23 protein-coding genes, 1 tRNA gene and 1 pseudogene are annotated in these 25,721 nt (G+C 62.9%); 7 read left to right on the top strand and 18 right to left on the bottom strand.

The features are described 5' to 3' along the window. Positions 1-60 precede the first annotated feature (60 nt). Positions 61-1,329, top strand: coding sequence for an MgtC/SapB family protein (locus E4P09_RS11180; RefSeq protein WP_170984369.1), 1,269 nt, complete (start codon positions 61-63; stop codon positions 1,327-1,329). A 9-nt stretch (positions 1,330-1,338) separates the two neighbouring features. Here E4P09_RS11180 and E4P09_RS11175 read toward each other — a convergent pair whose 3' ends face one another. The 5 genes from E4P09_RS11175 to E4P09_RS11155 all read right to left on the bottom strand — a co-directional run bounded on the left by E4P09_RS11175 (position 1,339) and on the right by E4P09_RS11155 (position 6,665). Then, positions 1,339-2,646 carry a TRAP transporter large permease gene (locus E4P09_RS11175; protein WP_137389678.1) on the bottom strand — a complete coding sequence of 436 codons (1,308 nt, stop codon included), beginning with the start codon at positions 2,644-2,646 and terminating at the stop codon, positions 1,339-1,341. A gap of 6 nt (positions 2,647-2,652) precedes the next feature. Then, positions 2,653-3,192, bottom strand: a complete 540-nt coding sequence (locus tag E4P09_RS11170) for a TRAP transporter small permease (protein WP_137389677.1) — start codon at positions 3,190-3,192, stop codon at positions 2,653-2,655. 35 nt (positions 3,193-3,227) lie between these two features. Then, positions 3,228-4,349 (bottom strand): C4-dicarboxylate TRAP transporter substrate-binding protein, encoded by a 1,122-nt coding sequence (locus E4P09_RS11165; protein ID WP_137389676.1) that lies wholly within the window; start codon positions 4,347-4,349, stop codon positions 3,228-3,230. A gap of 23 nt (positions 4,350-4,372) precedes the next feature. After that, a complete protein-coding gene (locus tag E4P09_RS11160) occupies positions 4,373-5,281 on the bottom strand; it encodes an alpha/beta hydrolase (protein WP_137389675.1) in 909 nt (302 codons plus the stop codon). Between the two features lie 145 nt (positions 5,282-5,426). Continuing rightward, the gene (locus E4P09_RS11155) at positions 5,427-6,665 is read right to left on the bottom strand and encodes an acetyl-CoA acetyltransferase (protein WP_137389674.1); all 1,239 of its coding nucleotides are present in this window, start codon (positions 6,663-6,665) and stop codon (positions 5,427-5,429) included. 114 nt (positions 6,666-6,779) lie between these two features. Here E4P09_RS11155 and E4P09_RS11150 point away from each other — a divergent pair, with 114 nt between their 5' ends. Both E4P09_RS11150 and E4P09_RS11145 read left to right on the top strand, forming a co-directional pair. Then, entirely contained in the window at positions 6,780-7,613 is an 834-nt protein-coding gene (locus E4P09_RS11150) for an SDR family NAD(P)-dependent oxidoreductase (RefSeq protein ID WP_137390275.1), read from the top strand. A gap of 30 nt (positions 7,614-7,643) precedes the next feature. After that, complete coding sequence (locus tag E4P09_RS11145; protein WP_170984368.1) at positions 7,644-8,624, top strand: amidohydrolase family protein; 981 nt, start codon at positions 7,644-7,646, stop codon at positions 8,622-8,624. 21 nt (positions 8,625-8,645) lie between these two features. Here the strand turns inward: E4P09_RS11145 and E4P09_RS11140 are convergent, their stop codons facing one another. The 3 genes from E4P09_RS11140 to E4P09_RS11130 all read right to left on the bottom strand — a co-directional run bounded on the left by E4P09_RS11140 (position 8,646) and on the right by E4P09_RS11130 (position 11,841). After that, positions 8,646-9,314 carry a TetR/AcrR family transcriptional regulator gene (locus E4P09_RS11140; RefSeq protein WP_137389672.1) on the bottom strand — a complete coding sequence of 223 codons (669 nt, stop codon included), beginning with the start codon at positions 9,312-9,314 and terminating at the stop codon, positions 8,646-8,648. Positions 9,315-9,328: 14 nt separating this feature from the next. Next, on the bottom strand, positions 9,329-10,930 hold the full coding sequence (locus E4P09_RS11135) for an AMP-binding protein (protein WP_137389671.1): 1,602 nt from the start codon (positions 10,928-10,930) through the stop codon (positions 9,329-9,331). A gap of 68 nt (positions 10,931-10,998) precedes the next feature. After that, positions 10,999-11,841 carry an SDR family NAD(P)-dependent oxidoreductase gene (locus E4P09_RS11130; protein WP_137389670.1) on the bottom strand — a complete coding sequence of 281 codons (843 nt, stop codon included), beginning with the start codon at positions 11,839-11,841 and terminating at the stop codon, positions 10,999-11,001. 245 nt (positions 11,842-12,086) lie between these two features. On the opposite strand from E4P09_RS11130, the gene E4P09_RS11125 reads away from it, so the two are divergent. From E4P09_RS11125 to E4P09_RS11105, 4 genes and pseudogenes are all read left to right on the top strand, one after another. Then, positions 12,087-12,995: an arginase family protein gene (locus tag E4P09_RS11125; protein WP_137389669.1), complete on the top strand. Its 909-nt coding sequence runs from the start codon at positions 12,087-12,089 to the stop codon at positions 12,993-12,995. Between the two features lie 254 nt (positions 12,996-13,249). Then, positions 13,250-14,563 (top strand): LysM peptidoglycan-binding domain-containing protein, encoded by a 1,314-nt coding sequence (locus E4P09_RS11120; protein WP_170984367.1) that lies wholly within the window; start codon positions 13,250-13,252, stop codon positions 14,561-14,563. A gap of 106 nt (positions 14,564-14,669) precedes the next feature. Beyond that, positions 14,670-14,743 (top strand) — tRNA-Gln (locus E4P09_RS11115). Between the two features lie 527 nt (positions 14,744-15,270). Continuing rightward, positions 15,271-15,393: pseudogene (locus tag E4P09_RS11105) on the top strand (VOC family protein); the annotation flags it as partial. Positions 15,394-15,444: 51 nt separating this feature from the next. Here E4P09_RS11105 and E4P09_RS11100 read toward each other — a convergent pair. From E4P09_RS11100 to E4P09_RS11055, 10 genes are all read right to left on the bottom strand, one after another. Beyond that, entirely contained in the window at positions 15,445-16,239 is a 795-nt protein-coding gene (locus E4P09_RS11100) for an SDR family NAD(P)-dependent oxidoreductase (protein ID WP_137389667.1), read from the bottom strand. Positions 16,240-16,317: 78 nt separating this feature from the next. Further along, complete coding sequence (locus E4P09_RS11095; RefSeq protein WP_137389666.1) at positions 16,318-17,121, bottom strand: SDR family NAD(P)-dependent oxidoreductase; 804 nt, start codon at positions 17,119-17,121, stop codon at positions 16,318-16,320. 153 nt (positions 17,122-17,274) lie between these two features. Continuing rightward, positions 17,275-18,045 carry an SDR family NAD(P)-dependent oxidoreductase gene (locus E4P09_RS11090; protein ID WP_137389665.1) on the bottom strand — a complete coding sequence of 257 codons (771 nt, stop codon included), beginning with the start codon at positions 18,043-18,045 and terminating at the stop codon, positions 17,275-17,277. Positions 18,046-18,094: 49 nt separating this feature from the next. Continuing rightward, positions 18,095-18,919 carry an aldo/keto reductase gene (locus E4P09_RS11085; RefSeq protein ID WP_137389664.1) on the bottom strand — a complete coding sequence of 275 codons (825 nt, stop codon included), beginning with the start codon at positions 18,917-18,919 and terminating at the stop codon, positions 18,095-18,097. Positions 18,920-18,944: 25 nt separating this feature from the next. Then, positions 18,945-19,688, bottom strand: a complete 744-nt coding sequence (locus E4P09_RS11080; RefSeq protein ID WP_170984366.1) for an SDR family NAD(P)-dependent oxidoreductase — start codon at positions 19,686-19,688, stop codon at positions 18,945-18,947. A gap of 37 nt (positions 19,689-19,725) precedes the next feature. Beyond that, positions 19,726-20,838, bottom strand: coding sequence for an LLM class flavin-dependent oxidoreductase (locus E4P09_RS11075; protein WP_137389662.1), 1,113 nt, complete (start codon positions 20,836-20,838; stop codon positions 19,726-19,728). Positions 20,839-21,160: 322 nt separating this feature from the next. Further along, positions 21,161-22,471 carry a TRAP transporter large permease gene (locus E4P09_RS11070; protein WP_137389661.1) on the bottom strand — a complete coding sequence of 437 codons (1,311 nt, stop codon included), beginning with the start codon at positions 22,469-22,471 and terminating at the stop codon, positions 21,161-21,163. Continuing rightward, on the bottom strand, positions 22,468-23,028 hold the full coding sequence (locus E4P09_RS11065; protein WP_137389660.1) for a TRAP transporter small permease: 561 nt from the start codon (positions 23,026-23,028) through the stop codon (positions 22,468-22,470). Before E4P09_RS11065 ends, E4P09_RS11070 begins: the two co-directional genes overlap by 4 nt. A gap of 69 nt (positions 23,029-23,097) precedes the next feature. Then, positions 23,098-24,240, bottom strand: a complete 1,143-nt coding sequence (locus E4P09_RS11060; RefSeq protein WP_137389659.1) for a C4-dicarboxylate TRAP transporter substrate-binding protein — start codon at positions 24,238-24,240, stop codon at positions 23,098-23,100. Positions 24,241-24,348: 108 nt separating this feature from the next. Beyond that, positions 24,349-25,491, bottom strand: a complete 1,143-nt coding sequence (locus E4P09_RS11055) for a C4-dicarboxylate TRAP transporter substrate-binding protein (protein ID WP_170984365.1) — start codon at positions 25,489-25,491, stop codon at positions 24,349-24,351. Between the last annotated feature and the right edge of the window lie 230 nt (positions 25,492-25,721).

The raw sequence follows: 25,721 nt of genomic DNA, 5'->3' as shown, positions 1-25,721 counted from the left end.
TCACTGCGCAAATGCCTATGTCACCCGGCCGAAATTCGGCCGATCAGATGCTTGCCTGCCATGGAACCGGCTGATCTGCTGTTCCGGCTCGGCCTGGCCTTGGCCGTCGGTCTGCTGATCGGCACCGAGCGGCATTGGCGCGAGCGTACGGAGCCGCCCGGCTCACGCACCGCCGGCATCCGCACCTTCGGGATCGCCGGCTTGCTCGGCGGCAGCACGGCGGCCGTTGCGCAGCAATTCGGGGCGGGCGCCGGGGGGATTCTGCTTATCGGCTTGGTTTTCGTAGCCCATTCGGCCGTGTTCGGCGCGTTCAAGTGGAGGGAGGCGGCCGAGCAGCACGAATTCAGCGTGACCGCCGTGATCGTGAGCCAGGTCACCTTGTTGCTGGGTGCGATGGCCGTGCTGGGCGATATGGCGACCACCGCAGCCGTGGCCATCCTGCTTACAGGTCTGCTGGCCAGCCGGGAATTGCTGCACAGCCTGGTCGCCAGAATGGAGTGGCGAGAGCTCCGGTCGGCCATTCTGCTCCTCGCCATGGCCTTCGTCGTGCTGCCGTTGCTGCCGGACCGGCCGATCGGTCCTATGGACGCGATCAACCCGCGGGAGATCTGGATCTTTGCCGTCGTGCTCGCTGGCGTTTCCTATGCCGGGTACATCTGCGTGAAGATCTTCGGCAGCACGCGCGGTCCGCTCATTGCCGGCCTGGCGGGTGGGCTTGCGTCATCAACCGCGGTGGCGCTGAACTCCGCCCGCCAATCGGTTGGAAATGAGAATATCCGGGTCATTGCCGCCGGCGCCTTGGCGGCGAGCACGGTCTCAGCCCTGCGGGCGATCGTGCTGCTTGCCGTGCTGATCCCAGCATCCCTGGCCGTGCTCGCCCCCATACTCGGGCTGGGCGCCGTCGTGCTTGCGGCATGTGCAGCCTATTTGAGCGTGAAGGGCGGCGAAGCGCAGAGCACGGCCGCCGAGCCGGGCAATCCATTCCGCCTGCTGTCCGTGCTGCAGCTGACGGCGCTGCTCGCGATTGCCATGTTCATCGCGCGGGTGGCGACAAGTTTGCTCGGCCAACGCGGCACTCTTCTCGCCTCGGGCATCATGGGCCTTGTCGATATCGACGCCGTCATCATCTCGCTCAGCCGCCTGGAGAGCGCGGCGGGGTCGGGCGCGACCTTGCATTTCGCAGCCTTGCTTGCGGTGGGGGCAAACATGGTGGGCAAGGCGGCTCTCAGCTTTCTACTGGGCTCCAGGCGTTACGGCCTGATCATTGCCGTCTCGACGGTGCTGGCGCTGCTCGCCAGCGGTGCGTTGGCGGCTCTCGTCTTGTTCTGATCCGGAGATTTATTCGATCAGTCCGGGCAGGAACGTGACGAGACTCGGCAGGGCGATCACGAGCGCCAAGGCGACGGCATCCGCGATGAGAAATGCGACGATTCCCCGGTATATAGTGCCGAGGCTGATCGTCTGGCCGACCACGCTCTTGATCACGAACACATTCATGCCGACCGGTGGCGTGATCATGCCCACTTCCAGGAGCTTGGCCAGGAATACGCCGAACCAGACGAGATCGATATGGCTTTCCCTGAGCACCGGAAGGAGGATGGGCAATGTGAGGAGCATGGCACCCAGCGGGTCGAGAAACATGCCCAGCAGCAGGTAGAGCGCCGCAATCCCGACCAGCAGGGCGAGCGGATCCGCCTGCAGGCCAACCACCGTGCCGGCGATGAGGTCGGCTGCGCCGGAGATGGCCAGGAAACGCGACAGCATATTGGCGCCGACCGCGATCAGGAACAGCGCACCGGTGGTCGTCAGCGTCTCCACGAGGGAAGACCACATCGTCCGCGGTGACAGCGCCCGTCGGACATAGGCAATGATGATCGCGGCGAGCGCGCCCACCGCACCGGCTTCGGTCGCGGTGAACAGTCCCGCGAACATGCCGCCGATGACCACGACCAGCAGGAGCAGGATCGGCCATGTCTCCCGGAGATGCTCCAGCCGTTCGGCCAGAACAGGCGCTTCGGCCATGCGCGGCGCGAGGCCGGGATTGAGCGTGGCCTTGACCCAAATCGTCGCCACATAGAGCGCCGTGGTCAGCAAGCCCATGCCCAGCCCGCCCATAAAGAGCTTGCTGATGGAGACTTCCGCAAACACGCCGAACAGGATCAGCAAAATGCTCGGCGGTATAAGCGCGCCGAGGGTGCCGGCGGCGGCCAGCGTGCCCGTCGCGAGAGCCGGGTCATATTTCCGCGCGAGCATTTCCGGTATCGCGATCCGGCCCATGGCCGCGGCACAGGCAATGCTGGAGCCGGTGACCGCGGCAAATCCCGCGCCGCCGAAGACCGAGGCGATGGCCAGACCGCCGGGCAGGCGCGCGAGCCAGCTTCGGCAAGCCTCGAACAGCCCTTTGGTGAGCCCGGCATAATAGCAGACGTAGCCCATGAGCAGGAACATGGGCACCGAGGACAGCGTCCATTTTGCGGAGAACTCGTAAGGCACCGCGGAGATCAGGCCCCAGGCGGCACGCGGCCCGATCAGCATCCACATGCCCGCAAAGGAGACGCTGATCAGGCTGATGCCGATCGGCACCCGCAGCAGGAGCAGCGCCAACAAAGCAGCAAGGCCAAGCAGGCCGAGCATTTCACCTTGCATGGCCGGTTACTCCGGTGCAGCGCGTTCGCGCCCTGGCTGCTCCTCGCCCAAGCCGCTGGACAGGCCGGCGATGGAGCAGGCGAAGCGGTAGAACAGCAGGAGCGAGAGCAGCCCAAATCCTAAGGGCAGGGCGAAATAGGACGGCCAGATCGGGGCAGAGAGCTCGTGCTCCACGATGAAGGCGCCGATCCGGTATTTCTTCATGGCCTCCACCCACAGTTGCCAGGCGAGACCTGCCGAGACGGCGCCGGAGAAGAGGAGCACGCCGGCGCCCAGCGCGTGCTGCCATCTTGCCGACAGGTGGTTGAATAGGATCTCGACCGAAATGTTTCGGTTGAGCTTCTCGGCCAGCGCAAGGGGAAGATAGGTGACAATCACCATGTAGTAATTGGCGACGATGATGGTGGTGATCGGCAGGCGCCAGTTGAGGCCCACGCGCACGACCACATCGGCCACGATCTGGAGCATCATGAGGACCACGGCGACCGCGCCGATCACGGTCGCGGCGGTCACCATGCCGGCCAAGAGCCGTCCCAGGCGGCGCATGCTGCGATCCTCCCCTCGGGCGAACTGGCGACGGTTCAGTCGAGAACCGACGGATCGACCTTGCTGAAGATTTCCCGGTTATAGAGCTCGCCCACCGCCTTCGCGTCGCTGCGATCGACCTTGGAGGCGAGCGTCTCCCACTTGGCGACGAGCCGCAGCAGCTCCTGCACCTGGGCCTCGGCATCGGCGATGCCATATTGCTCGCGATTGAGCTTGGCCACGGTGGTGAGGTCTTCCTGGCGGAACTTTTGCGAGGCGGCCCTCAGTTCCGGCGAGGGCTCGATGACTTGCACGCCTAGGGATGCCGCGTTGTTCAGATGCGCCATGTTTTCGGCGTAGTAGGCCACGGTCGCATAAGCACTGGCCTCGCCAGCCGCCAGCAGGAATTGGCGCTTCTGCTCGGCGCTGAGCCCGTCCCAGACCTCGCGGTTCAGGTTGAACATGGAATTGCCATTGTAGAGCCCGACCGGCTCGTTCAGCAGGTAATCGGTGACGTCGCCCAGCGACATGGTCTTCAGCGCGTCGACCGTGTGGATGTTGCCGTCGAGATGGCCTTGGCTGATCGCCTCGTAAACATCATTGGCGGTGACGGTCGCGACGGCGGTGGCCCCCATGGCGGCGGCCCAGCGGCCGTAGGGGCCGAAGCCGCGATACTTTCGGCCCTTGAAGTCGGCAGGCACCTGAACCTTCTGCTTAGAGGCGAGGTAATAGGGGCCGATGACCGCAAGTCCGAGGAAAACCTGGTTCTGTGCGGCATATTCCGCAAGGCAAGGCTTGCAGGCGAACATGAACTCGTTGGCCGCTCCGGCCATGACGACCGGGTCGTTCGTCGCGGTCGCAAGGTCGACCACGAGGTTGGAGTTCGGGAACTCCGCGCGATGATATCCCGTCGGCACGAAACCGATTGCGGCAATGCCGTCGCGCACGCCGCTCATGGTCTCCGCAAAGGTCAGGAGCGAGCCGGCATAGACCTTGCCGGTGTAAGCGCCGTCGGTGCGCCGTTCCACCTGGTCGGCGAATTTCTGCATGGCGTGCACCAGCGCGTAGTCGCCCGGCAGGCCAATGACGATCCGCAATTCCTCTGCCTTGGCAGGAGATGCGGCCGCAACTGCCGCGGCCAGCCCGGCGCCCGCCAAAGCGCCAACCCACAGCTTCATCCTTCATCCTCCCAATTGTTATCTTACGAAAGGCCGAGCTTCGGCCGCACCCAGTGCCGCATATGCGCAAGGGCGTCGTCCGCTTCCGGGGCGCGGCCGGCAAGATAGATGTAGGAGTGCTGCATCTCCGGTCCGATCCGGACGGTGACGTCCACGCCCGCCTGTTGCGCCCGTGCGGCAAACCGGTGGGTATCGTCCAGCAGGGTCTCGTGCTCGCCGGTGTGAATGAGGATCGGGGGCAATCCGGTCAAATCGGCGTGGAGCGGATTGGCCAGCGGGTCGTTTGGCGGCGTGTCGCCCAGGAAGGCGCCGACCATGCCGTCGAGGATCGGCCGCTGCACGATCGCGTCCTTATCGGCCAGGCTGTCGAGCGTCGCTCCCTTGAGTTCCATGTCGTACCAGGGCGAGGTGGGCATGATCGCTGCCGGCAGGGGCAGACCCTCCCGGCGAAGCTTCAGCACCATACTGGTGCAGAGATTGCCGCCGGCCGAATGGCCCTCCGAGACGATGTGCTCGGGCCTTATCCCCTGGTCCAGCAGCCAGCGATAGGCCGTGACGGCGTCCTCTATCTGTGCCGGGAACGGATGCTTGGGCGCCAGCCTGAAATCAAGCACCAGGGCGCGGATGCCGACCGCCTTCGCGATATGGCCTGCGAGCTTCCGATCGGTATGCATGGACAGCACCATGAAGCCGCCGCCGTGGCTGTGCATCAAGACCCGGTCGGATGCGCCGTCGTCGGGAATGCACCACAGAACCGGCACGCCGCTCGCATTGTCCTCTTTATAGGTCACAGCTTCCGGCTCGGGCGTGACCTGGTGAAGGCGTTCGAAAACATCCCGCATCGTCTCGAGATCCATGTCCGGATGCGCGGCGCAGCGGTCCGCGAGCGAACGGTACATCATTCTCAGGTGCTGGGATTGTTCGCTGGCCATGGTCTCCTCCCCAGAGGACGAAGAGGCTTCGTGGCCCCCGTTTTGGACAAGTGATACACGGGGTAGAGTGAAAGTCAATGAACGATTATTTATTTATCGACCTCATTTGCTTCACGCAAACCGCTCCTATTTCGCTCGAAATGCTCTAGCCGCCGTCGACCTTGCCCGTGACGAAACACACCGACGCTGTTGCGCTTCCGCCGATATTGAGGGTGGCAGCTCTGCGAGCGCCCTCGACCTGGGTGGGGCCGGCGGTACCGGTCACCTGCTTGTGGACATCGAGAAGCATTCGGACACCGGTGGCACCGACCGGGTGGCCGAGACCGATCAGCCCACCGCTCGGGTTCACGGGAATCCGCCCGCGCTTCGCGATGGAGCCATCTTCGACCGCCCGCCAGCTCTCGCCTGGCGCCGTGATGCCAGCGTGGTCGATGATCATGTATTCGGTCATCGAGAAGCAGTCGTGCACCTCCAAGAGGTCGAGATCGCCCACGCCGCTCAATCCAGCCCGCCGGAAGGCGTCGGTGAAGGTTCCCCTGACATGGGGGAGGACATAGGGCTGCCCTTCGCTCGCGCGGAACTTGTCGCTCAGCAGCATGGTGGCCGTGCGATGGCCCCAACCCTCGATTCGCGAGAGCACATCGGGGCGCTTGCCGTGCCGTATGCAATAGCTTTCGGCGAAGCGCCGCGATGCCAGGAAAACCACCGCGGCCCCGTCGGTGATCTGTCCGCAGTCCTGCCGCCTCACTCGCCCCACGACAGGTGGGTTTTCCTCATCGTCCGTCGTGAAGGCCCTGTTCCCGAAATTCCATTGGCGGGTCTGGGCATAGGGATTGACTCTCGCATTCTCGTAGTTGTTGCGCGCGATTGCGGCGAGATGGTCATAGCGGATGCCATAGCGCCGGTCGTATTCGTCGATGAGCCGGTTGAACATCGCGGGCCAGACCACTTGGGCTTCGGTGGCCTCCCGGCTCTGCCAGCAAGCGGTGCCAAGAAGCTTGGCCCCGGTCAAGCCTGGCAGGTTGCGCATGTATTCGACACCGAGCACGCAGGCGACGTCGTACCGTCCGGCCTCGATCTCCGCGGCCGCCGCGAGCAAGGCGATGCTGCCCGATGCGCAGGCGGCCTCGTGGCGTGCGGTCGGCAGCCCATCGAATTCCGGTTTGATGGCCGCGAAGAAGCCGCCGAGCAGGCCCTGGTCGCAAAAGAGCTCCGCGGCGAAATTGCCGATATGCGCGGCACCGATATCGGCCGGCTGCAAATCCGTCTCCAGCAGGCCGGCATCGATCGTCTCAGCCATCATGTCGAAGAGCGACTTGCCCTCGCGGGCCCAGTTTCGCGCGAAATCCGTCTGCGCGCCGCCAAGCACATAGACACCAGCCATCGGCCGCCTTGCTCCCTCGTTCTTCGCCAGCCTTGACAGGCCGCAAGGATATAAATAAACGATCATTTATATAATGCAATCAGGAAAGGGTCCAAGTTGGCATTTTCAAGCGGAATGGACGCCGGTTCGCGTGAAGAACATGCGACCAAGCAAGACCGTGGAAGGGTTCCGCAAGTCGAAGAAACGCGGAAGCGCTCCGGACCGCGGTTGGAAGGCCGGGTGGCACTGGTGACGGGGGCAGGGCGGGGCATCGGCCGCGCCATCGCCTTGCGATTAGCGGAAGACGGTGCCGCCGTCGCGGTCAACGATATCGCGGCGCACCATGCCGCTGCCGTTCGCGAGGCGATCGCCTCAGCCGGCGGACGCGCCGTGGATGTGCCCGGCGATATCTCCATGATCGAGGGCTGCCAATCCGTCACGCGCGCCGCCGCTGCCGCGCTCGGTCCTGTCGACATATTGGTGAACAATGCCGGGATCGAGCACCGGGCACGGGTTCGAGATCACCGAGCCGAAGACTGGGAGCGAGTGCTGCGCGTGAACCTGCAGGGCCCTTTCCTGATGGCGCAGGCTGCCGCCGACATGCTCGCCGCCTCGGGACGCGGGGCCATCGTCAACATCGCCTCGGCCGCCATCATGGGCTTCTTCGGCCAGCCCGCTTACGACGCCTCGAAGGGCGGGCTACTGACGCTCACCCGGTCTCTTGCCACGGAGCTCGGGCGCGAGGGCGTCCGTGTGAACGCGGTCTGCCCAGGCTTCATCGAAACCGACATGGTTCAAGGCGACCCGGAGATCCGGCAGCTGGGCGAACGCCAGGTCCGCATTCAACCGCTGCGACGCATGGGCCTTCCCCATGAGGTGGCCAATGCCGTGGCCTGGCTTGCCTCCGATGAAGCCAGTTATGTGACGGGCGCGTCACTGTTCGTGGACGGTGGCTGGTCGCGGCGGTGATGAAAAGCCATGTCAGGGGAAACATCGATCATGCAGCCGACCGCATCCGGCATCGACGATCTGATTGACGGCATTGTCGACATGTGTGGCATCTATTTCGATCGCCACGGCTGGCGCGCCTATCTCTCCTGGTTCGCCAGGGAGGTGCCGGCCTATCTCGATCGGTTCGGCCATCGCTTCTGCAGCCTCGCCGGGGTTGCCGAGGACGACTACTGGGAGGCCCTCGCGCGCTCGCCCCTCGCCGCGGCCGAACTGCTCGTCGAGAGGGGCTCGCTGTCTATGGGCGAAGCGGCCTATCTGTCCAGTCTGGAGGCGCAGGGCGTCGCGCTTCAGGTCGTCCACGGTCTCGATGCGCTGCATCCGCAAGCAGGCACCGTCAACGACTGGCTGGCAGGCGTCGCCCGCCGGAGCGATGGCCGCCTGCAGGCCTGGGCGGGCCTGGACATGCGCCGGCCCGCCTTCGCCGCGCGTGAGCTTGAGCGGTTGGTCGCAGATGAGGGCATGGGCGGGGGCACGCTTTGTCCGTTCATTGACGGCGTGAAGCCTGATGATCCGAGCGTGGCGCCCGTTTACGATACCGCCAGGCGCCTCGGCGTGCCGCTGTGGATCCACACCGGCAACCATTTCGCCACCACCCGTCCGGTCGATTTCTGTACGTGGCGCGAGATCGACAGGGTGGCGATTGCCTTTCCCGAGCTTGTCGTCATCGCCGGTCATGGCGGCTGGCCGTGGATCGCCGAGATGGTGGCCGTGTGCCACAGGCATCGAAACGTTTATCTGGAATTCTCGACGCATCGCGGGCGCATGATTGGTCAGCCGGGCGCCGGCTGGGAACCGATGCTGCTGCTGGGCGGCCGGATGATGGTGGACAAGGTGATGTTCGGCGCGACCGAGTGGGTCAATGGCGTGTCGATCCGCGACCTCGCGCGGGAAGTCGCCGCTCTCGACCTCAAGCCTGCGGTGAAGCGGGCCTGGCTCTGCGAGAATGCGCTGCGGCTGCTCAGGCGGTAGGGAAGGGACGTTGGCTGCGGCTCACTCTGGCGGCATGAAGTCATTCACGCCGACGCATCTGAGCGCCATAAGGGCATATTCCCGTGCCAGCTCCTCAACGGTTGCGGGCCCGTCCGGGCGGAACCATTCTGCCGCCCGGATGCACATGTCGCCAATGGCTATACCCGCAATGCGCGCGGACGGCTTGCCGGCAACCTGCGGCAGGATGAAGACGCCGGCATCACCACCCTCCTCAAGCACCCGCTCGATATAGCCGCGCAGGCGCCGCCGGCCCGCCAGGATTTCCGAGAGATAAGGCTCCTCAAGCCCGCGATATTCCTTGTTGCTCGCCAGGGCGTTGATCCGGTAACGGCAGTTTATGGACGTGAGCGCCCGGGCGACTTGGTAAAGGCGCATTTTGGGATCGCCGCTGCCCCGTTGCAGGGCGAGGTGCATTTCCTTTTCCGCCGTGCCCTGCGTGAAGGAAATGATGCTGTAGAGGATCTCGTCCTTGGAGCTGAAGTGATTGTAGATGGCGCCGGGCGTCACCCCGCAGCTTTCCGCAATCTGGCGTATGGTGGTCGTCGCGAAGCCCTGGCGCAGGAACAGCTCTGCCGCCGCCTCCAGCATCCGCTCGCGCGTGCCGGGGTCGTCGGAGAACTCGTTGGCTTCCCAGCTCCCTGCGGCTTTCTTTCTTGGCCTACCCCTCATCTGGCTCTCGTGCGTTAGCCGAATCGTTCCCGGCGCAGCCGAATTCCTTGCGCCTCGCGATCCCACGTGCTGCCATCGACGCCCGCCTGGCGCAGAAGCACCTTTTGAACCTTGCCGGTCGGCGTCGTCGGGAGACTCTCATACATCCGGACGAATCTCGGCACCATGAAATGCGCCATCCGGGCAGAGCAGAAGTCGATCAGCCCCGGCAAATCGATCTCACGTGCGGCCCGAGGCACGATACAGGCCAAGACCTCGTTTTCGCCATGCTCGCTCGGGACGGCGACAACCGCCACGTCGAGCACGTCCGGATGCTGGCTGATCACGGCTTCCACCTCGAATGAGGAGATGTTCTCACCTCGCCGTCTGATCGCGTCCTTGATTCGGTCGACGAAGAAATAGTTGCCTTCGGCATCGCGCCGGAAGGCATCGCCGGTGTGAAACCAGCCATTGCGCCATGCCGCTGCGGTTGCTTCCGGCGCGCCGTCATAGCCGTGATTCATCTGCCAGGGCAGGTCGGTGCGCAGGATCAGCTCGCCCACCTCGCCGATTTCGACCTCGATGTCGTTTTCGTCCACAAGGCGCGCGTCCACCCCGGGCCGCAGCTTGCCGCAGGTTCCCTTCGCAGCGGGGTTGGCTTCGGTGAGGATGGGGCAGGAGGTCTCGGTCATGTTGAAGAGCGAATAGACGGGAACGTTGAAGCGCCGGGTGAAGGCGGCAGCATCATCCATCAGTGGGATGACATAGCACCAGGCGAGCCGGTGTTCGCGTTCCTTCGGCGAAGGCTCCTGCTTGCTGAGGAAGGTGGCCATGGAGCCGAGCAGGGTGCAGCACGTCACCTCCTTGCGGCTGACGAAATCCCAAAAGGCGTCCGTGCGGAAGCCGGACCACAGGGCGATGGAGCCGCCGGACAGCAGCATGGCGTAGGAGCCGATGGTGCCGCCTGCATGGAACAGCGGCAGCTGAACGAGATAGCGCGGCGCGAGGCCGGGCTTCTCGCCGAAGGCGGCGGCCGCCGAGGTGGCCGTGTGGAAATAGCTGCAGAGCACGCCCTTCGAGGGACCGGTGGTACCCGATGTGTAGATGATCTTCTGGGTGTGCCAGGGTTCTATCGGTTCGGCCAATTCACCCGTTCGCTGGTCCTGCCGCAACAGATCGTGGGGGAGCAGTTCGAGGCCAGCAATGGGTTCGGGCATGGCCCTGCCGTGCACCACGACGTGGCGGAGCCGGCCACGGTCGATCTCCGCCAGACGGTCCACGAGCTCGGCGCGCGCCACCATGATTTCGGCGCGAGACGCCTTGATCACGTGCTCGAGCAGCAATCCGCGATACGAAGTGTTGATGGGGACATAAATGGCGCCGAGCCAATTGATGCCGAACCAGACGGCCAGCGCTTCCGGGCAGTTTGGCAGCCAGGACAGCACGCGGTCGCCCTGCCGCACGCCGAGGCGCGCGAGCCCTGCCGCAACCTGGCGCGTCACCTCGAGGGCCTGCGCGTATGTCCATGCGGTATCATCCTCGAACACCACATAGATGCGATCCGGATGATCGCGGGCGCGCTGTTCCAAGACATAGCGCAGGACAGTTTCGTGACGGTCAGGGCGAATAGCGGCCATGGACAACTCCTCCCAAGTTCCCGTGTTCTTGATATTGGCGCGCGGGGCGGCCCCGGGCGCGGGTGCGATCACGCCATCTTGTGTCCGTTCACCAGGTAGGGGCGCCATAGCGGTCGGCCCTTTTCCCGGTAATCGGCGGCGAACCAGCGGGGGTAGCCGTGCAGTGTCTGGCCGCCGTCTATGACCAGCGTGGTGCCCGTGACGAACGCACCATCATCGGAGGCGAGAAACGCGACCGCCGCGGCAATGTCGGCGCCGGTTCCGAACCGGCCGAGCGGCGTCTCCGCCGCGACCGTCTCCGCATAGTTCTCCTCCGACAGCAGCCCCTTTGTCATAGCTGTTGCGATCACGCCGGGAAGGATCACGTTGACCCGAATGCGGAAGCTGCCGAGCTCGGAGGCCATGGTGCGGGCGAGCATCAGGAGGCCGGCTTTCGATGCGGCGTAGGCGGCGAACAGGTCGCACTCGTGCGCGGCGGCGGTCGAGGCGTTGAAAATGATCGCGCCGCCGTTTCCAGCGTCCGCCATCCAGCGGGCGGCCTCCTGCGCGACGACGAAGCTGCCGGTAAGATTGACGTCGATATGGCGCTGCCAGTCTCCGAGGTCCACGGACAGGAACTCGCCATAGCGCCCATAGCCAGCATTCACGAAACAGGCGTCCAGTCTCGCATGCCGTTGCCTCAGCGAGGCGAACATCGCGGTGATCGTCTCCGGCCGGCTCTGGTCGTAATGGGCTGCTTCCACGCGCCGGCCCGCGGCTTCGAGCGCGCCGACCAGCCGGGCGAGCCCGTCTTGATCCCGGTCGGCAATCAGAATATGCGCGCCTTCTTCCGCCAGTCGCCCGGCCGTCGCTTCGCCGATCCCGCTCGCACCGCCGGTAATCAGCACTGTGTGGCCTTCTAACCGCCTCATCCCGCATCCTCCGCTCGCAACTGATCTCGTATAAATGATCGATTGTTTATTTTCAACCGCGGTTAGCGGGAGAGGCAAGCCAGTTCCCGAGATCCGCCATCGAACAGTCTGCCTGTCAATTTCGTTTCGAAATCGCTTGGCGCGGCCTACCACGTCGCCGGCGGCTTTCCAGACCCGTACCGCCGATCGCGAGGTCGAAGGCCTCAGCGCTTGTTACATCAAGGCCTTGTTTTGGAGACCGGACAATGAGCAGATCCGCCCCGTTTGCCATCATTGAAGCGCCGTCTACTTTGGGCCTCTCCACCGATGGCGTTGAATGCTTGTCCGACAGGCTCTTGCAGCTTGGCCTTGCTGACCGCATCGGTGCCCGGCACGCCGGCCGGGTGCATGTGCCGGCCACGAGCCGAACCCGGGATCCTCAAACGACCATCCTCAATGCGCATGAGATTGCAGGATGGTCACCCATGCTTGCTGACGCGGTTGGACCGGTGCTCGATACTGGCGAGTTCCCGATCGTTCTTGGCGGTGACTGCACGATCCTGCTCGGTTCGATGCTCGCGCTGCGGCGACGCGGCCGCCATGGCCTGCTCTTTATCGACGGAAATGCCGATTTCTTTCAGCCTGAGGCCGAGCCCAATGGCGAAGGCGCCTCGATGGACCTGGCTTGGGTCACCGGCCACGGACCGGCCATCGTCACCGAATTCGAAGGCGAAAGTCCGCTCGTCCATTCCGCCGATGTGGTCGCTTTTGGATATCGCGATCACGACGACCAAGCCGCGTATGGCAGCCAACCTTTGCCAGCCGATCTTCTCGCCCTCGACCTGCCCCGGATAAGGCAAATGGGCGTCGAGGCCGCTACGCGTATCGCCATCGATCACCTGACGCGGCCAGAACTCGACGGCTTCTTCATCCACCTGGACGCCGATGTGCTCGATGACGCCATCATGCCCGCCGTGGACTTCAGGATCCCTGGCGGTCTCGATTGGCAAGACTTGGCCACAGTCTTGCGCATGGCCCTGGCGAGCGACAAGGCCGTGGGACTGGAGGTGACCATCTACAACCCAAGCCTCGACCAAACGGGTGATGCCGGCCGCAGCCTCGCCAATGTGCTCGCCGCAGGACTTAACAGCCGAGCGGTCGGTATGCGCATCTGAGCTAGCACGGCGGATCGAGGCTGCCGGTGGTTCTGCTGGTTGGGCCATCAGCGGCGGCGTGACGACACATCCGGGTTTTCCGGCGAGGCGGGGCCCGCCGCTTTCCCGCCCGAGGTCGGAACCCGTGCGCCCCGGAACTGTTGTGCCGTCAAGCAAGCCGGCCTCCGTGCCCGGCGAAAGGCCGTCGCAGCGCGCAGATGAAGCCAGCCGCAGTGTGCGGAGTCAGCGCTCAGGCCAGAACAGGGAGCGTGGATATGGGAGGATGGCTTTCAACCTCCGGGGTGCTCACGGCGTTTTCCGTCGCCCTCCTCGCCGGTGGAGGTGCCGGGGCGCAGAGCCCCTGCGCCGAGGAATACATCATGCAGCCAGGCGACACCTTGTACCAGGTGACGCAGCAGTGTCGGGTCCAGCTGTCGGAACTTAAGGCCGCCAATCCGCAGATCGATGATTTGAACGACATACCCGTGGGGACCCGGCTCAACATACCGGGAGCGACCCGCGGGGGCGACGATAGCGGTCACCGCGATACGGCACCCTCGCGGCAAACCCACCAGATTGGGCCGGACGACACGCTATTCTCGCTGGCGGAACGGTATGGCACGAGCGTCGGTGCTCTGCTCGCGGCCAATCCGGATCTCGACGCGGACGATTTGAGGATCGGTCTTTCGATCCGTATCCCGGGGGTCGCGCCGGACGGGCAGGACGGCCCGATCACCGGGGAACCGACCATCAGCGTCCAGCCGCGAGCGGGCGGGCCCGGGGCGCCCATCACGGTGAGCGGCCGCAACTACACGCCGGGTCGATTGGTGCAGATCGGCGTCGGGCCGCCGGAGTCGGAATGGCGCTCGCTCGAGCGGGCGCGGGTGCAGGCCGACGGCGAGGTGGAAGCCCAGGTGCGGATACCCGAAAACGCGGATCCCGGAGACGAACTCGTCTTTGTGATTCACACCCAAGACGGCCGCACGGAGGTCAGCAGGCCGGTGCAGGTGGTCGAACGGCGCGACCCCGATGCGCCGAACGACGGGGCCGGCATGCGGACGGAAGAGGGACGGCTTGCACGCGGTGCGGAATGCCTGCAGTTGGAGACGCCCGGCGGCCAGACATACAGTCTTGTTGGGGCCGGAGCGCAGTTCCAAGCGGGCGATTATGTGCGGGTGACGGGCAAGACTGCCGAGGTCTCATTCTGCATGCAGGGTGCTGCAACCATCGAGGTCGAAAACATCACGCGGGTGCAGCCCCCGCGACAGGACTCTACGCTGCTGACGCGCGACTATGTCCTTGCGTCCTGGACGGCCAAAGGCTCGTCCTGCCGGTCGCCGGACTTCGCGATCAGCGGCAATGCGGCCGGCGGGCAAGTGATCGAGACGCGCATCAACGGCGAATCGCGGACAGGCTATGTCAGGCTCGGCGAGGATCCGGCCCTCATCTTCGACAGGCCGTATCGGGAGCTCCCGATAAGCGCGCATTCGCCGGATGCCCTGGTGGTGGAGCCGCCGCCGAACGGACCGCTTTCGATCAGCGGCGTCAGGATCGCCGGAGACGGAGCCGTGTTCGTCCGCTGCGGTTAGGCATGTTGAGCACGCGGTCGGCGGGCGCCGAGAACAGGGATTGCAAGTCATGTGCAAGCCGAGGGATTGACGACAGCCTAACCCGTTGATATCTAACGCGCACCCTTGGGGGATCGTCTAATGGTAGGACAGCGGACTCTGACTCCGCCAGTCTAGGTTCGAATCCTAGTCCCCCAGCCACTTGATTTCATTAGACTTTTCGCACCTTTTCTACAGAACAAAACCTGTCGTTCGGGAACTCATTCGCGAATGTTGTTCCTGCTTCGAGCGTCCTAATCGCCGATCGCGCGAGTTCCGGGTCGCGATGCAGGTAGTGAGCACCTAGGGTCGAGCGCACGTCTCTCAAGCTGTGGCCAGTGAGCGTGCCGATTTCGGCTTCGGTGCAACCGACCAGAGGACGCGTGTGACAGCCGTTCCTCTTAGGTCGTCGAAGGTTACACCTTCCATGCCAGCTGCCTTATATGCCTTACCCCAGGAGAGAGCGGAGGCCATTTTCTGTCCACGGTCTGCCGGACGAGTTTAGAAGGATGTGGAGGTCCTTACGCGATGCCGCATCAAGCGCTTTACGAAGCCTTGCTCCCACCAGGATCACACGCGGACGCCTGTCTTGGACTGCTTTAGGGGCGCAAGAGGTCGCCTTGGCGTTGGCCGGTCCAGAGGCCAGGATCAGTGGCAGCTTAGATGTCTATGCGAGCGATCTCGCCGAAACCCAGCGCCGCCTCGAGGAGGCCGGGGGCAAGATCATCAAGCCTGCCTACTCGTTCCCGGGCGGCCGCTTCCATTTCGCCGATCCCGACGGCTATGAGCTTGCGGTGTGGTCAGATAGGTGATGACACGGAGGCGGCGCCCAGCCCGCTCGATGCATAAGAGCCCGCCGGTGCTTATCTCGCTCGCACGCGTCCATCATCCGCAAATGCATATTTCGTGATGGTCCAGCCACCATCGACGGGAAGCACTTGTCCGGTGATGAAGCCGGCGTCGGCGGATGACAGGAACGTGACGGCCGCGCCGATCGCATCCGCATCGCCCGCGACCTTGAGCGGGGTGCCGTTGAGGTAGGAGTCATAAAACCATTTGTTCTTGGTCTGGCGCTCCAGCGTATGGGCCGGCGTCATGATGAGGCCAGGTGCAACCGCATTCACGCGAAAGCCGTGCTCGCCGTATTCGGCGGCCAGTTGGCGCGTTAGGCCAACGATCGCAGCCTTTGCGGCCGAATAGGTGGCGGCGCCGGGAAAACCGACGAGGCCGAAGGTGGAAGCGATGCTGACGATCGAGCCCCCCCGGTGCATATTGAAGCCGATGAAGTCGCGCGACATCCGGAAGACCGTCCGGAAATTGATGTTCATGTACTTGTCGTGTTCTTCGTCTGGTTCGTCGAGAGCTGATTTCGGACTGCCGAGCCCGACATTGTTGACCAGGCCGTCGAGCTCTCCAAAAGCGTCCCGCGCCGCTTGCAGGATGGCCTGCGGAGCCTGATTCTCCGTGAGGTCCTGCGCGAAGGCTTGGACCTTTCCCGTCGCGCCCTGGCTGAGGCCGACGGTTTCGGTCGCCTTGTCGATATCCCTGTCGACCGCCAGCACAAAGGCGCCCTCCTCGGCAAGACGGAGGGCGCTTGCGCGCCCGATGCCCGACCCTGCGCCCGTGACGATAAAGACCTTTTCGTGCAGTCCGCGCATAAGCAGCCCTCTCAGCTTCAGATTCGGGTCCTTGCCCGCGGCCCGACCAGAGCCGCAGCATTCGGGAAGTTCCGCCGGCTATGCGAAGTGATAGCCCGCGGGCGTTTCTTCCACAGGCAGGTCGCGCTTGGTGGAGAGCCAGCCGCCGTCGACCACCAGAACATGCCCAGAGACGAATTTGGCGTCATCCGAGCAGAGATATGCGATGGCGGATGCAATGACCGATGCGTCCGCCGTCACACCCATCGGCGTGCCATTGACGAAGGATCTATAATATTCCGGATTCGATTTCTGGCGTTCCTCACTATGGATCGGCGTCATGATCATCCCCGGCGCCACCGCATTGACCCTGAAGCCGTCCCGCCCGTAATCTGCCGCCATCTGGCGCGTCAGACCGATTACGGCGGCCTTGGTCGCGGAATAGGGCGCGCTGCCGGGATATCCCGTCAAACCGAAGACCGATGCCAGATTGACGATGATGCCACCCTTACGGCGTCGCTCCAGGATGAAGTCTCGTGACAGACGAAACAGCGCCCGCAGATTGACATCCATAAAGCGGTCGAACTCTTCATCCGTGGTCAGATGAGCGGACTTGGCCGCCCCGATGCCGGCATTGTTCACGATGCCGTCCACATCCCCGAATGCTTGGATTGCCGCACCGAGCATCCTTTTTGGGCCGTCGGCCGCCGTGATGTCCTGCTGGAATGCAATGATGCGGCCGCTTCCTTCACGCGCCATCGCGGCCGTCGCGTTCACCGATTCGATCGACTGGTCGACCGCAAGAACCCCTGCGCCTTCTTCAGCGAGGCGAAGGGCACTGCTCTGACCAATGCCCGACCCCGCGCCTGTTATGACGAACGCCTTCCCAGCCAGCCGCTTCATTCATGCCTCTTCCTGTTCCTCCCCGAAATCGGGAGCAGGGCGGAACCGACACATTTTGAAACGAAATGTTTCCCGGGCAGCTAGGCGGCGGTCAACGTTGATTTTAGCACAACGATTGCGCACAGATGTGGGTTCGCAGCTGCTCCTTCCATCCTAATTTGTCCAAAGGCCGCCGGTGGCATTGATCGATTGCCCTGTGAGGTAATCGGCCTGGTCCGAGAGCAGGAAAGCAACGCAATTGGCCACGTCTTCCGGTTCGCCAAGCCGCCGCATCGGTACGGTTTTCGCCCGTTCGCTTGCCGGCGGCAACCCGCGCGCTCTCGCTTCGGCCTCCGCCATGTCGCGCGTCGGCGTGTTCATGATGATGCCCGGGCACACGGCATTGACCCTGATGCCGTGCTGGCCGAGGTCCACAGCCATGGCCTGGGTCATGCCGATGACGGCGAATTTCGACGTGCAATAGGCAAAGTACTGCGGCAGCGCCGTCTTTCCCGCCCAGGACGAGATGTTGACGATGCTGCCCCGACCCGCTTTCAGCATGCCGGGCAGGACCGCCTTGGAGCAATTGAACACACCCCAGACATTGACGCTCATCACCTTGCCGAAATGCTCCGCGTCGGCCTCTATGATGGAATTGCGGTGCGAGATGGCGGCATTGTTGACCAGATAATCGAAGCCGCCGAGCGTCGTGCCCGCGTCTGCCGTCGCGGTGTCGACGGCAGCCGCGTCCGACACGTCGACCACGTGAGCAGCGACCTTGACGCCGGCGGAGCGCGCCAGACCGGCGGTTTCACCGAGTGCGCTTTCGTGCAGGTCGAACAAGGCCAGATTGACGCCTTCCGCGGCCAAGCGCAGAGCGATCGAACGGCCAATGCCCAATCCCGCACCGGTAATGAGTGCGGAGCGTCCGGAGATCTCATACATTAAAAGCACTCCCCCTGCTGTCTTGTGATGAGGCTCGCGACGCTTGCGCTCACGCCGGGTCCCATTCGGGCGCCCATTCCACATTCACGATGCGGCCGCCACCACGCAGCGCGCCGATACGGGCCATCTCTTCCTCGCTCAGAGCAAAATCGAACACGTCGAAATTGGATCGGATGTGCTCCGGCTTCGACGAGCGGGGGATGGCGGCGACATCCGCTTGCTGCAGCAACCAGCGCAGCGTGACCTGGGCGGCGGATTTGCCGTGGCTTTCGGCGATCTCCTGCAGCACGGGGTCGTCCATGACCGCTCCCCGAGCAAGCGGCAGATAGGCGGTCAGCAGCATTCCGTAGCGCCGGCACAGGTCATACACGGCGCTCTGGTTTAGGAAAGGGTGGTACTCGACTTGGTTGGTGAGGAGGTCAGCGCCGTGATCTTCGACGCAAGCACGCATCAGTGCCGTCGGGAAATTCGCCACGCCGATGTTGCGTGCCAGCCCTTCTGATTGGAGCTCTGCCAGTGCGTCCAGAACCCGCCCAAGGTCCATGTCCGGGCTTGGCCAGTGAATCAGAAGCAAGTCCACGAAATCCGTCTTGAGGCGATCGAGGCTTTCTCGCGTGGAATCGAAAATAACCTGGGGGGTGAGATCGCCATACCAGATCTTGGTTGTCAGGAAGATCTCCTCGCGCGGCACGCGCGACGAGGCGATTGCCTGTCCAACTTCAGCCTCGTTGCCATAGCGGATCGCCGCGTCGATGTGCCGATATCCCGTCTCCAGAGCGCATTCGATGGCCGCCAGACCCTCGGCGCCGTTCAGGCCGAATGTTCCGAAGCCGAGCGCCGGGATGCGGGTGTTCTTGATCGTCCTGTAGATCATGATCCGCCCCTTGGCGAATGGCATTCTAGGAGTAGTGGATGCCGCCATTCACGTCGAGAATCACCCCGGCGACGAAGCTTGCTGCGGGAGACAAGAGGAATGCGATTGGTCCCGCCATTTCTTCGGGCGTGGCGAAGCGGCCTAGCGGGAAGGCCGATGGATCGTAGCCTTGACCGCGCATCATCGGTGTGTCGGTCGTTCCGGGCGAAATTCCGTTGACTAGAACGTTGTGCGAAGAGCCGCGCTGCGCGAACCACCGAACGAGAGTGTGAACGCTGCCTTTGGATGCCGAATAATGGGGCGCCGCCCGCAGCCCGCCTGTCCGCCCGGCGAGGGATCCCGTTAGCACGACACGGCCGAAGCGGTTCTCGACCATCGCGGGGAAATAGGCCCGCAGCAGGTTTATGGGGCCCCCGACATTGATCGCCATCACCTCCAGCAGGGTGTCGTTCCAGTCCGCCTCATGCCAATCGTTATAGGGACAGACCGCTGCGAGGTCGACGATGCCATCCACCGGCCCCGTCGCCTTCGCCATCGCATCGACCTGTGCGCGATCGGACAGATCGCAGGAAACGGCGGATACCGTTTGCGAGGAGGCCAGCGGCAGGGCCTCTGCCAGTCCGGTGGGCTTCTGCCGATCCACCAGGATGAGATCCGCTCCCAAGCGCGCGCAGAGCTTGCTTGTGGCGACACCCATTCCTCCGTCCGCGCCGGTGATGAGCACGCGCATCCCGGCAAGGCTGAACGGCAATTCGTCGGCGTTAGCCATGACACTGTCCCTCATATTCCCAGGATCTCTCGTTGGTTCAGGCGGTCGCTCGGTTGAATGTGCTACCTGATCCGGTTGCAGGCTGTGGCGCGGAGGGTACCTGAGACAGCGGTCCCAGCTCCTTCTCGATGCCCGGAATCACCTCGGTGATGAACCGCTCGAGCGAGCGCATGGCGCGGTCGTGGCCGTAATCGCCAAGCTGAAAGTAAAGCGAGATGTGGTTGACGCCGGTCTTGCGTATCTCTTCGACCCCTCGCTGGATGCAGGTCTCGACATCGCCGATCATCTGGCTGTCGAGGATCTGTTCCAGCGTCTGCTCGTTCGGAAACGGGGTATCTCCCATGATCATATGGCCCTTCTGGACTTCTTCCCTGCGGCGCAGGGCCCCAGCGACGCGTAACTGCCAGCGCGCGTTCTCGGCGAAGTCGAGAGCATCTTCGCGGCTGTCAGCGACACAGCAATAGCGGAGGAGGCCCCAATGGAGCGTGTCCGGATCGACGCCTTGCCCCGCCAGCACGTCCCGAAGCAACGGCCTGTTGCGCGCCACCTCGTCGATTGTTTGGAAGCGCCCATTGACGATCATCGGATAGCCCCGGCGTGCGGCCTCCTGATGGATCTGCGGCGCATGGCCTGCAACCCAGATTTCCGGCTTCGAACCATATGGCCGCGCCGAGATATGCGTCTTGGGCAGCCACAGATGCTTGCCTCTGAATTCGACGAACTCCTGGGTCAGCCCCTGCTCGATGATCTCGACGAACTCGGTGAACAGCTCCTTCGACTGGGAGAGGTCAGCTCCGAAGCGCTCGAACTCGAAAGGCTGATAGCCGGTGCCGATACCCAGGACCAGGCGGCCCTCCGACAGCGAGTCGACCATGGCGATTTCAGATACCAGCCTCGCTGGCGAATAGAGAGGCAAGACCAGAATCCCGGTCGCGAGCTTAATGTTCTTGGTCTGTGGCGCGCAATGGGCGGCCATGATGAGCGGCGATGCGCAGATGCCGTAATTGGAGAAATGGTGTTCGGCAAACCACGCCATCCCGATGCCGCCCTGGTCCGCGAGTTTCGTCATCTCGACGGCCTCATGGAGAATCTGGTGGGTTGAGGCGCCGCCTGTGCGATAGCCCATCAAATTGAAAATGCCGAACTCCATGACAGTGCGTCTCCCTTGCTACTTCCCTTTGCCGGCCCGCAGTACTCGTCAGATTGGCGCGGCGTAATGCCGACTGCTTGATTTGGTTCGCGTGACATGAGCAGCACGGCTTGCAGTCAGCCCGGAAGTCCGATCATTTCGTTCCTCAATTGACACTCGCACCAAGATCACCTGCAACAGGAAGGCATGATCACCCGTTGCGCGAAGATGGGCGTTTGTCCCCTCAGGTCTGGTCTTTGGCTCCGGCGTCTCAGGCGGGAGATCGACACGCGCCGATACCGTCTGTGGCCGGACGCCGTCGCTGGCTCGTCGATTGCGTGACTTAGCGGTTCAGCAGGCTAGGCAGGAACAGGATGATGTCTGGAAACACCATCAGGATGACAATGATGACAAGATCGGCACAGAGAAACCACATGATTCCCCGGAAGATATTCGTGGTGGAAGCGAGGTTTCCGACGACCCCCTTGATGACGAAGACGTTCAGTCCAATGGGTGGCGTGATCATCCCGATCTCCAGAAACTTCACCAGCACCACGCCAAACCAGATGAGATTGAGATCGGCAGCCTGGATGATCGGCAGCACGACCGGCAATGTGAGCAGCATCGCGCCGATCGGTTCCAGAAACATTCCGAGCAACAGATAGAGGATCGAGATCCCCAGCATCAGCAGGAAATGGTCCAGGCCCAGGCCAACGATGAGATCGGTGAGGAAGGCGCCCACTCCGCTGAAGGCTAGGAAACGGGTCAACATGCTGGCCCCGATGGAGATGAAGAAAATAGCAGCGGAGGTCACGATCGTCTCGACCACGGAGTTCTTGATCCCAGCGTAGGAGAGCGAGCGCCTTGCCAGACCGATAATAATCGCCAGTGCGGCACCCACTCCGCCGGCTTCCGTTGCGGTGAAGAGGCCGCTGAGCAATCCTCCAAAGACGCCGATGATCAAGAGGGCAACCGGCCAGACGTCGCGCAGGACGTAGACCTTCTCACGAAAGGACGGCCTCTCCTCGAGAGGCGGGGCGAGCGCGGGATTGAGCTTGGCGCGAACCATGATAACCAGGACATAGCCAAGGAGGGTCAAAATGCCGGCGCTGAACCCGCCGACAAAAAGATGGCTGATCGGCGTCTGTGCAAAGAGCCCGTAAATGATGAGCAGGATGCTTGGCGGGATCAGAGCGCCGATGGTGCCGGCGGCGGCGACCGTTCCCGTCGCCAGAGCCGGGTCGTAGCGATAGCGTATCATCTCGGGCACCGCGATGCGGCCCATCGCGGCCGCACACGCAACCGACGATCCGGTCACAGCGGCAAATCCCGCCGCGCCGAAAACGGCGGAGACGGCCAACCCTCCGGGCAGTCGCGACAGCCACAGGCGGGCTGCGTTGAAAAGACCCTTCGTGATCCCTGCGTGGTAGCAGATGAACCCCATGAGCAGGAACATCGGCACCGAACTGAGAGTCCAGTTCGCCGCGAAGCTGTAGGGAATGCCGCGCAGCAGCCCCCACGCCGCCCGGTCTCCTGCCACAAGCCAAATTCCAACGAAGGACACGCTAAGGAGCGCCACGCCGATCGGCACCCGCAGCGCAATCATGGCGACGAGTACGCCCAGGCCGGAAAGGCCGATGTCCAGGTTCGTCATGGGCGAATCTTTGTATCTTCGTCCCTGGTATCGGCGCTGGTGTTGATCTCTGCTTGCCCGAGACCGCTCTTTGCCCCGAACAGATAGATCAGGAACCGATACAGGAGAGTGAGCGCCATCAAGGCGCTTCCTATCGGCAGCAGGTAGTAGGACGGCCACACGGGAATGCGCTGGGCCCGTTCGATGATGAACGCCCCGATTGCATGTTTCGTGCTCGCCTCTTCCCAACCCGCAAAGGCGAGAAAGCCAAAGACGATCGCGGAGAAGAGGCACGTCCAGGCATGGAGGTGGCGCTGCGCCGGGCGTGGCAAGCCTTCGGTGAAGAGCTCGACGGAGATGTGATCGTTCCGCCGCTCTGCCAGCGCCAACGGCAGGAACGCCACCACTACCATGTAGTAGTTGGACACCATGGCGATCGTTGCGGGAACAGGTATGTCGAGGAGGTACTTGCCGGCAACGTCAATGGTGATCTGGGACATCATCAGGAGCACGGCGAGGCCAGCGAGGAAGCTCGTGACATCGATGGTGCGCCCGAGGAGACGGCCGAGTTGAAACATTTTGACGATCTCGAATGCCAATGGCAGATAGGGGCGGCGCGTGCCGCCCCGGGGGCTCGTTTCGCCACGTTAGTTCATGCCATACGTGGATTCATCGATCTTCGAGAAGATCTCGTCCGAGAACAACTTGGCCAGTGACTCTTCCTTGCCGTCCCAGTTAGCCAGAAGACCTTTCCACCGGTTGATCAGAGCCCTGATCTTTTCGATCTTCGCCTTCGTATCCTTGACGCCGTATTCCTCCGAGAACTGGCGTTCGATCACCTTCATGTCCTCTTCGACGAACTTCTGGTTCGCGGCAACCATCTCATCGGTCGCCGGAATAATTTCGATCTTCAGCTCCGAGGCGTTGTCGACATTGTCCTTCGCAACTTTGTAGAAGTTCTGGGTCGCTGCTGCCACGCCGCGGGCGGACGCGTCGAGGAGAACGCGCCGCTGCTCATCGGTGAGGCTGCGCCAGGTGTTGATGTTGATGTTATGCGGGTCGATACCGGAGAAGACCCCGCCGAGGAAGCCGAGCGTCGCGAACTTGGCCACTTCCTTCAACTGGTAGCCCGTCATGTCGGAGACCGACTGCATGGTGCAATCCACGACGCCCTGTGAAAGCGATTCGTAGATCTCGCCTCCGGGAAGCTGGACCTGTACGCCGCCAAAATGTTCGGCCCAGCGGCCGAAATTCGCGGCGCCCGACCGCAACCGTTTGCCGCGTACATCCGCAACCGACCGGATGGGCTTCGAGCATAGAAGGTCGAATGTGGACGTCGACAGAGAGCCGAGATAGACCTGTCCCTGTTGCTCGTAATCCCGCTGACAGTCCTCGCAGTTGAAGAAGATATATTCCATGGTCGCTCCGACCATCACCGGGCCGGGCGCCTTTACCGCCTCACCGGCGGTCGCCAGCATGGAAAGATTGGCGACGAGATTAGAGTTCGGGAACTCGGCCAGGTAATAGGGCGGGTTCACGGTTCCCATGTCGACAACGCCGTCCCGGATTGCCGGTGACGTTTCGGTGAGGCTCGTCAATGCGCCGCCTGGATGGATGGTGAGCTTTATGTCGCTATTCTTGGCGATGTAATCGGCGAACCGCTCATAGGTCACCGAGAGAGGGTGGGTGGTCGGATATCCGTGCGAAAGGACAAGGTCCTTTGCGATCGAGGTTCCGGCGGTAGCGCCAAAGACGAGTGCGACGGTAGTGGCCCATAGTAATTTCCTCATGGCGTTTTCCCTTGTTATTTTATGAGTCGATACTCCACCTGGGCGGATGGTCGAGGAAGCGTTGCGCTGTGCATCACGCCTGGCGGTTCGAAAGTCGTCCGGGCGCGTTCATTTCATGGCGTAGGTCGAGACGTCGATTTTCGAAAAAATCTCGTCATTGTACAGCTTGTAAAGGCTTTCTTCTGTGCCATCCCAGTTGGCCAGCAAAGCTCGCCAGCGGTCAATGAGTCCGCGCGCATGCTCTATTTTGCGAGCGGCGTCCTTGACCCTGTATTCCCGTGTAAATTGTTGTTCGATTACGGCAATGTCCTTCTGCACGAACTCGTTATTGGCGGCGATCATTTCATCTGTAGCCTTGATGATTTCCACGCCCATGCCCGGGGCCTTTTTGATGTTCTCCGCCGAGACCCGATAATAGTTCGCGGTTGCGGCCGCCACACCCCTGGCGGACGCTTCAAGCAGGACCTTGCGATGGTCCTCCGACAGGCCCTGCCAGGTTTCACGATTGACGTTGTGCGGATCCACGCCCGCGAAAACGCCGCCGAGGAAGCCGATCGTGGCCGAGCGGATGACTTCATGGAGCTGATAGCCGGTCAACTCGGAGATCGAGTTCATCGCGCAATCGACGATACCCTGTGACAGTGCTTCGTAGATTTCGTTGGCCGGCACCGACACCTGGATGCCTCCGAAATGCTCCGCCCAGCGGCCGAAGTTTGCTGCTGCCGACCGCAGCCGCTTCCCCTTGACGCCGCCGATCGCTCTGATGGGCTCGCGACAGAGCAGGTCGAACCCTGCCGTCGACAGCGATCCGAGGTAGACTTGGTTCTGCGCGGCATAGTCAGCCTGACAATCTTTGCAATTGAAGATGTATTCCATCGTGGCGCCGGCCATCACCGCTCCGGGCGCTTGGTGGGGCTGACCGGCTGTCACCAGCATCGACAAGTTGGCGATGAGGTTGGAATTCGGAAATTCGGCCAGGTAATAGGGCGTGAGAACCGTTCCGATATCCGCAACGCCGTCTCTCAGGCCGGGGGAGGTTTCCATGAGATTGAGGAGAGAGCCGCCGGGGTGGACCGTCAGCTTGATGTCGCTGTTGTCTTTCACATATGCGATGAAGCGGTCATAGGTGACCGACAGAGGGTGCGTGGTCGGGTAGCCGTGGGCGAAGACGAGTTCCACCGAAGCTGACGGCGTGGTCGCTCCGCCGATGAGAGCCAAGGTGAGGGCGAGGCATGCAAGTAGCTGCTTCATCTGGCGAAATCCTCCCATTATTGTTCTTTTGTGATGCCTGTGACCTGCTAATGGCTTCGCATCGCTGGGTCGTTCGGAACGAGCAGCAAAACCTTTCGTCGCGCATCTTTGGTGGGAGTCTGGGTAGAGCACAGCAAAGGGATCAACGCGGAATATGGCAGAACCAATATGCGCAGTTAGGCCTTTGGCTTCGCGCGAGATGCCCGGCGGCAGGTTTCGAGACGAAAGCG

The organism is Rhodoligotrophos defluvii (assembly GCF_005281615.1).
Taxonomy (GTDB): Bacteria; Pseudomonadota; Alphaproteobacteria; order Rhizobiales; family Im1; genus Rhodoligotrophos; species Rhodoligotrophos defluvii.
The sequence above is the reverse complement of the archived record's forward strand: the minus strand, read 5'-3'. Positions and strand labels throughout refer to the sequence as shown.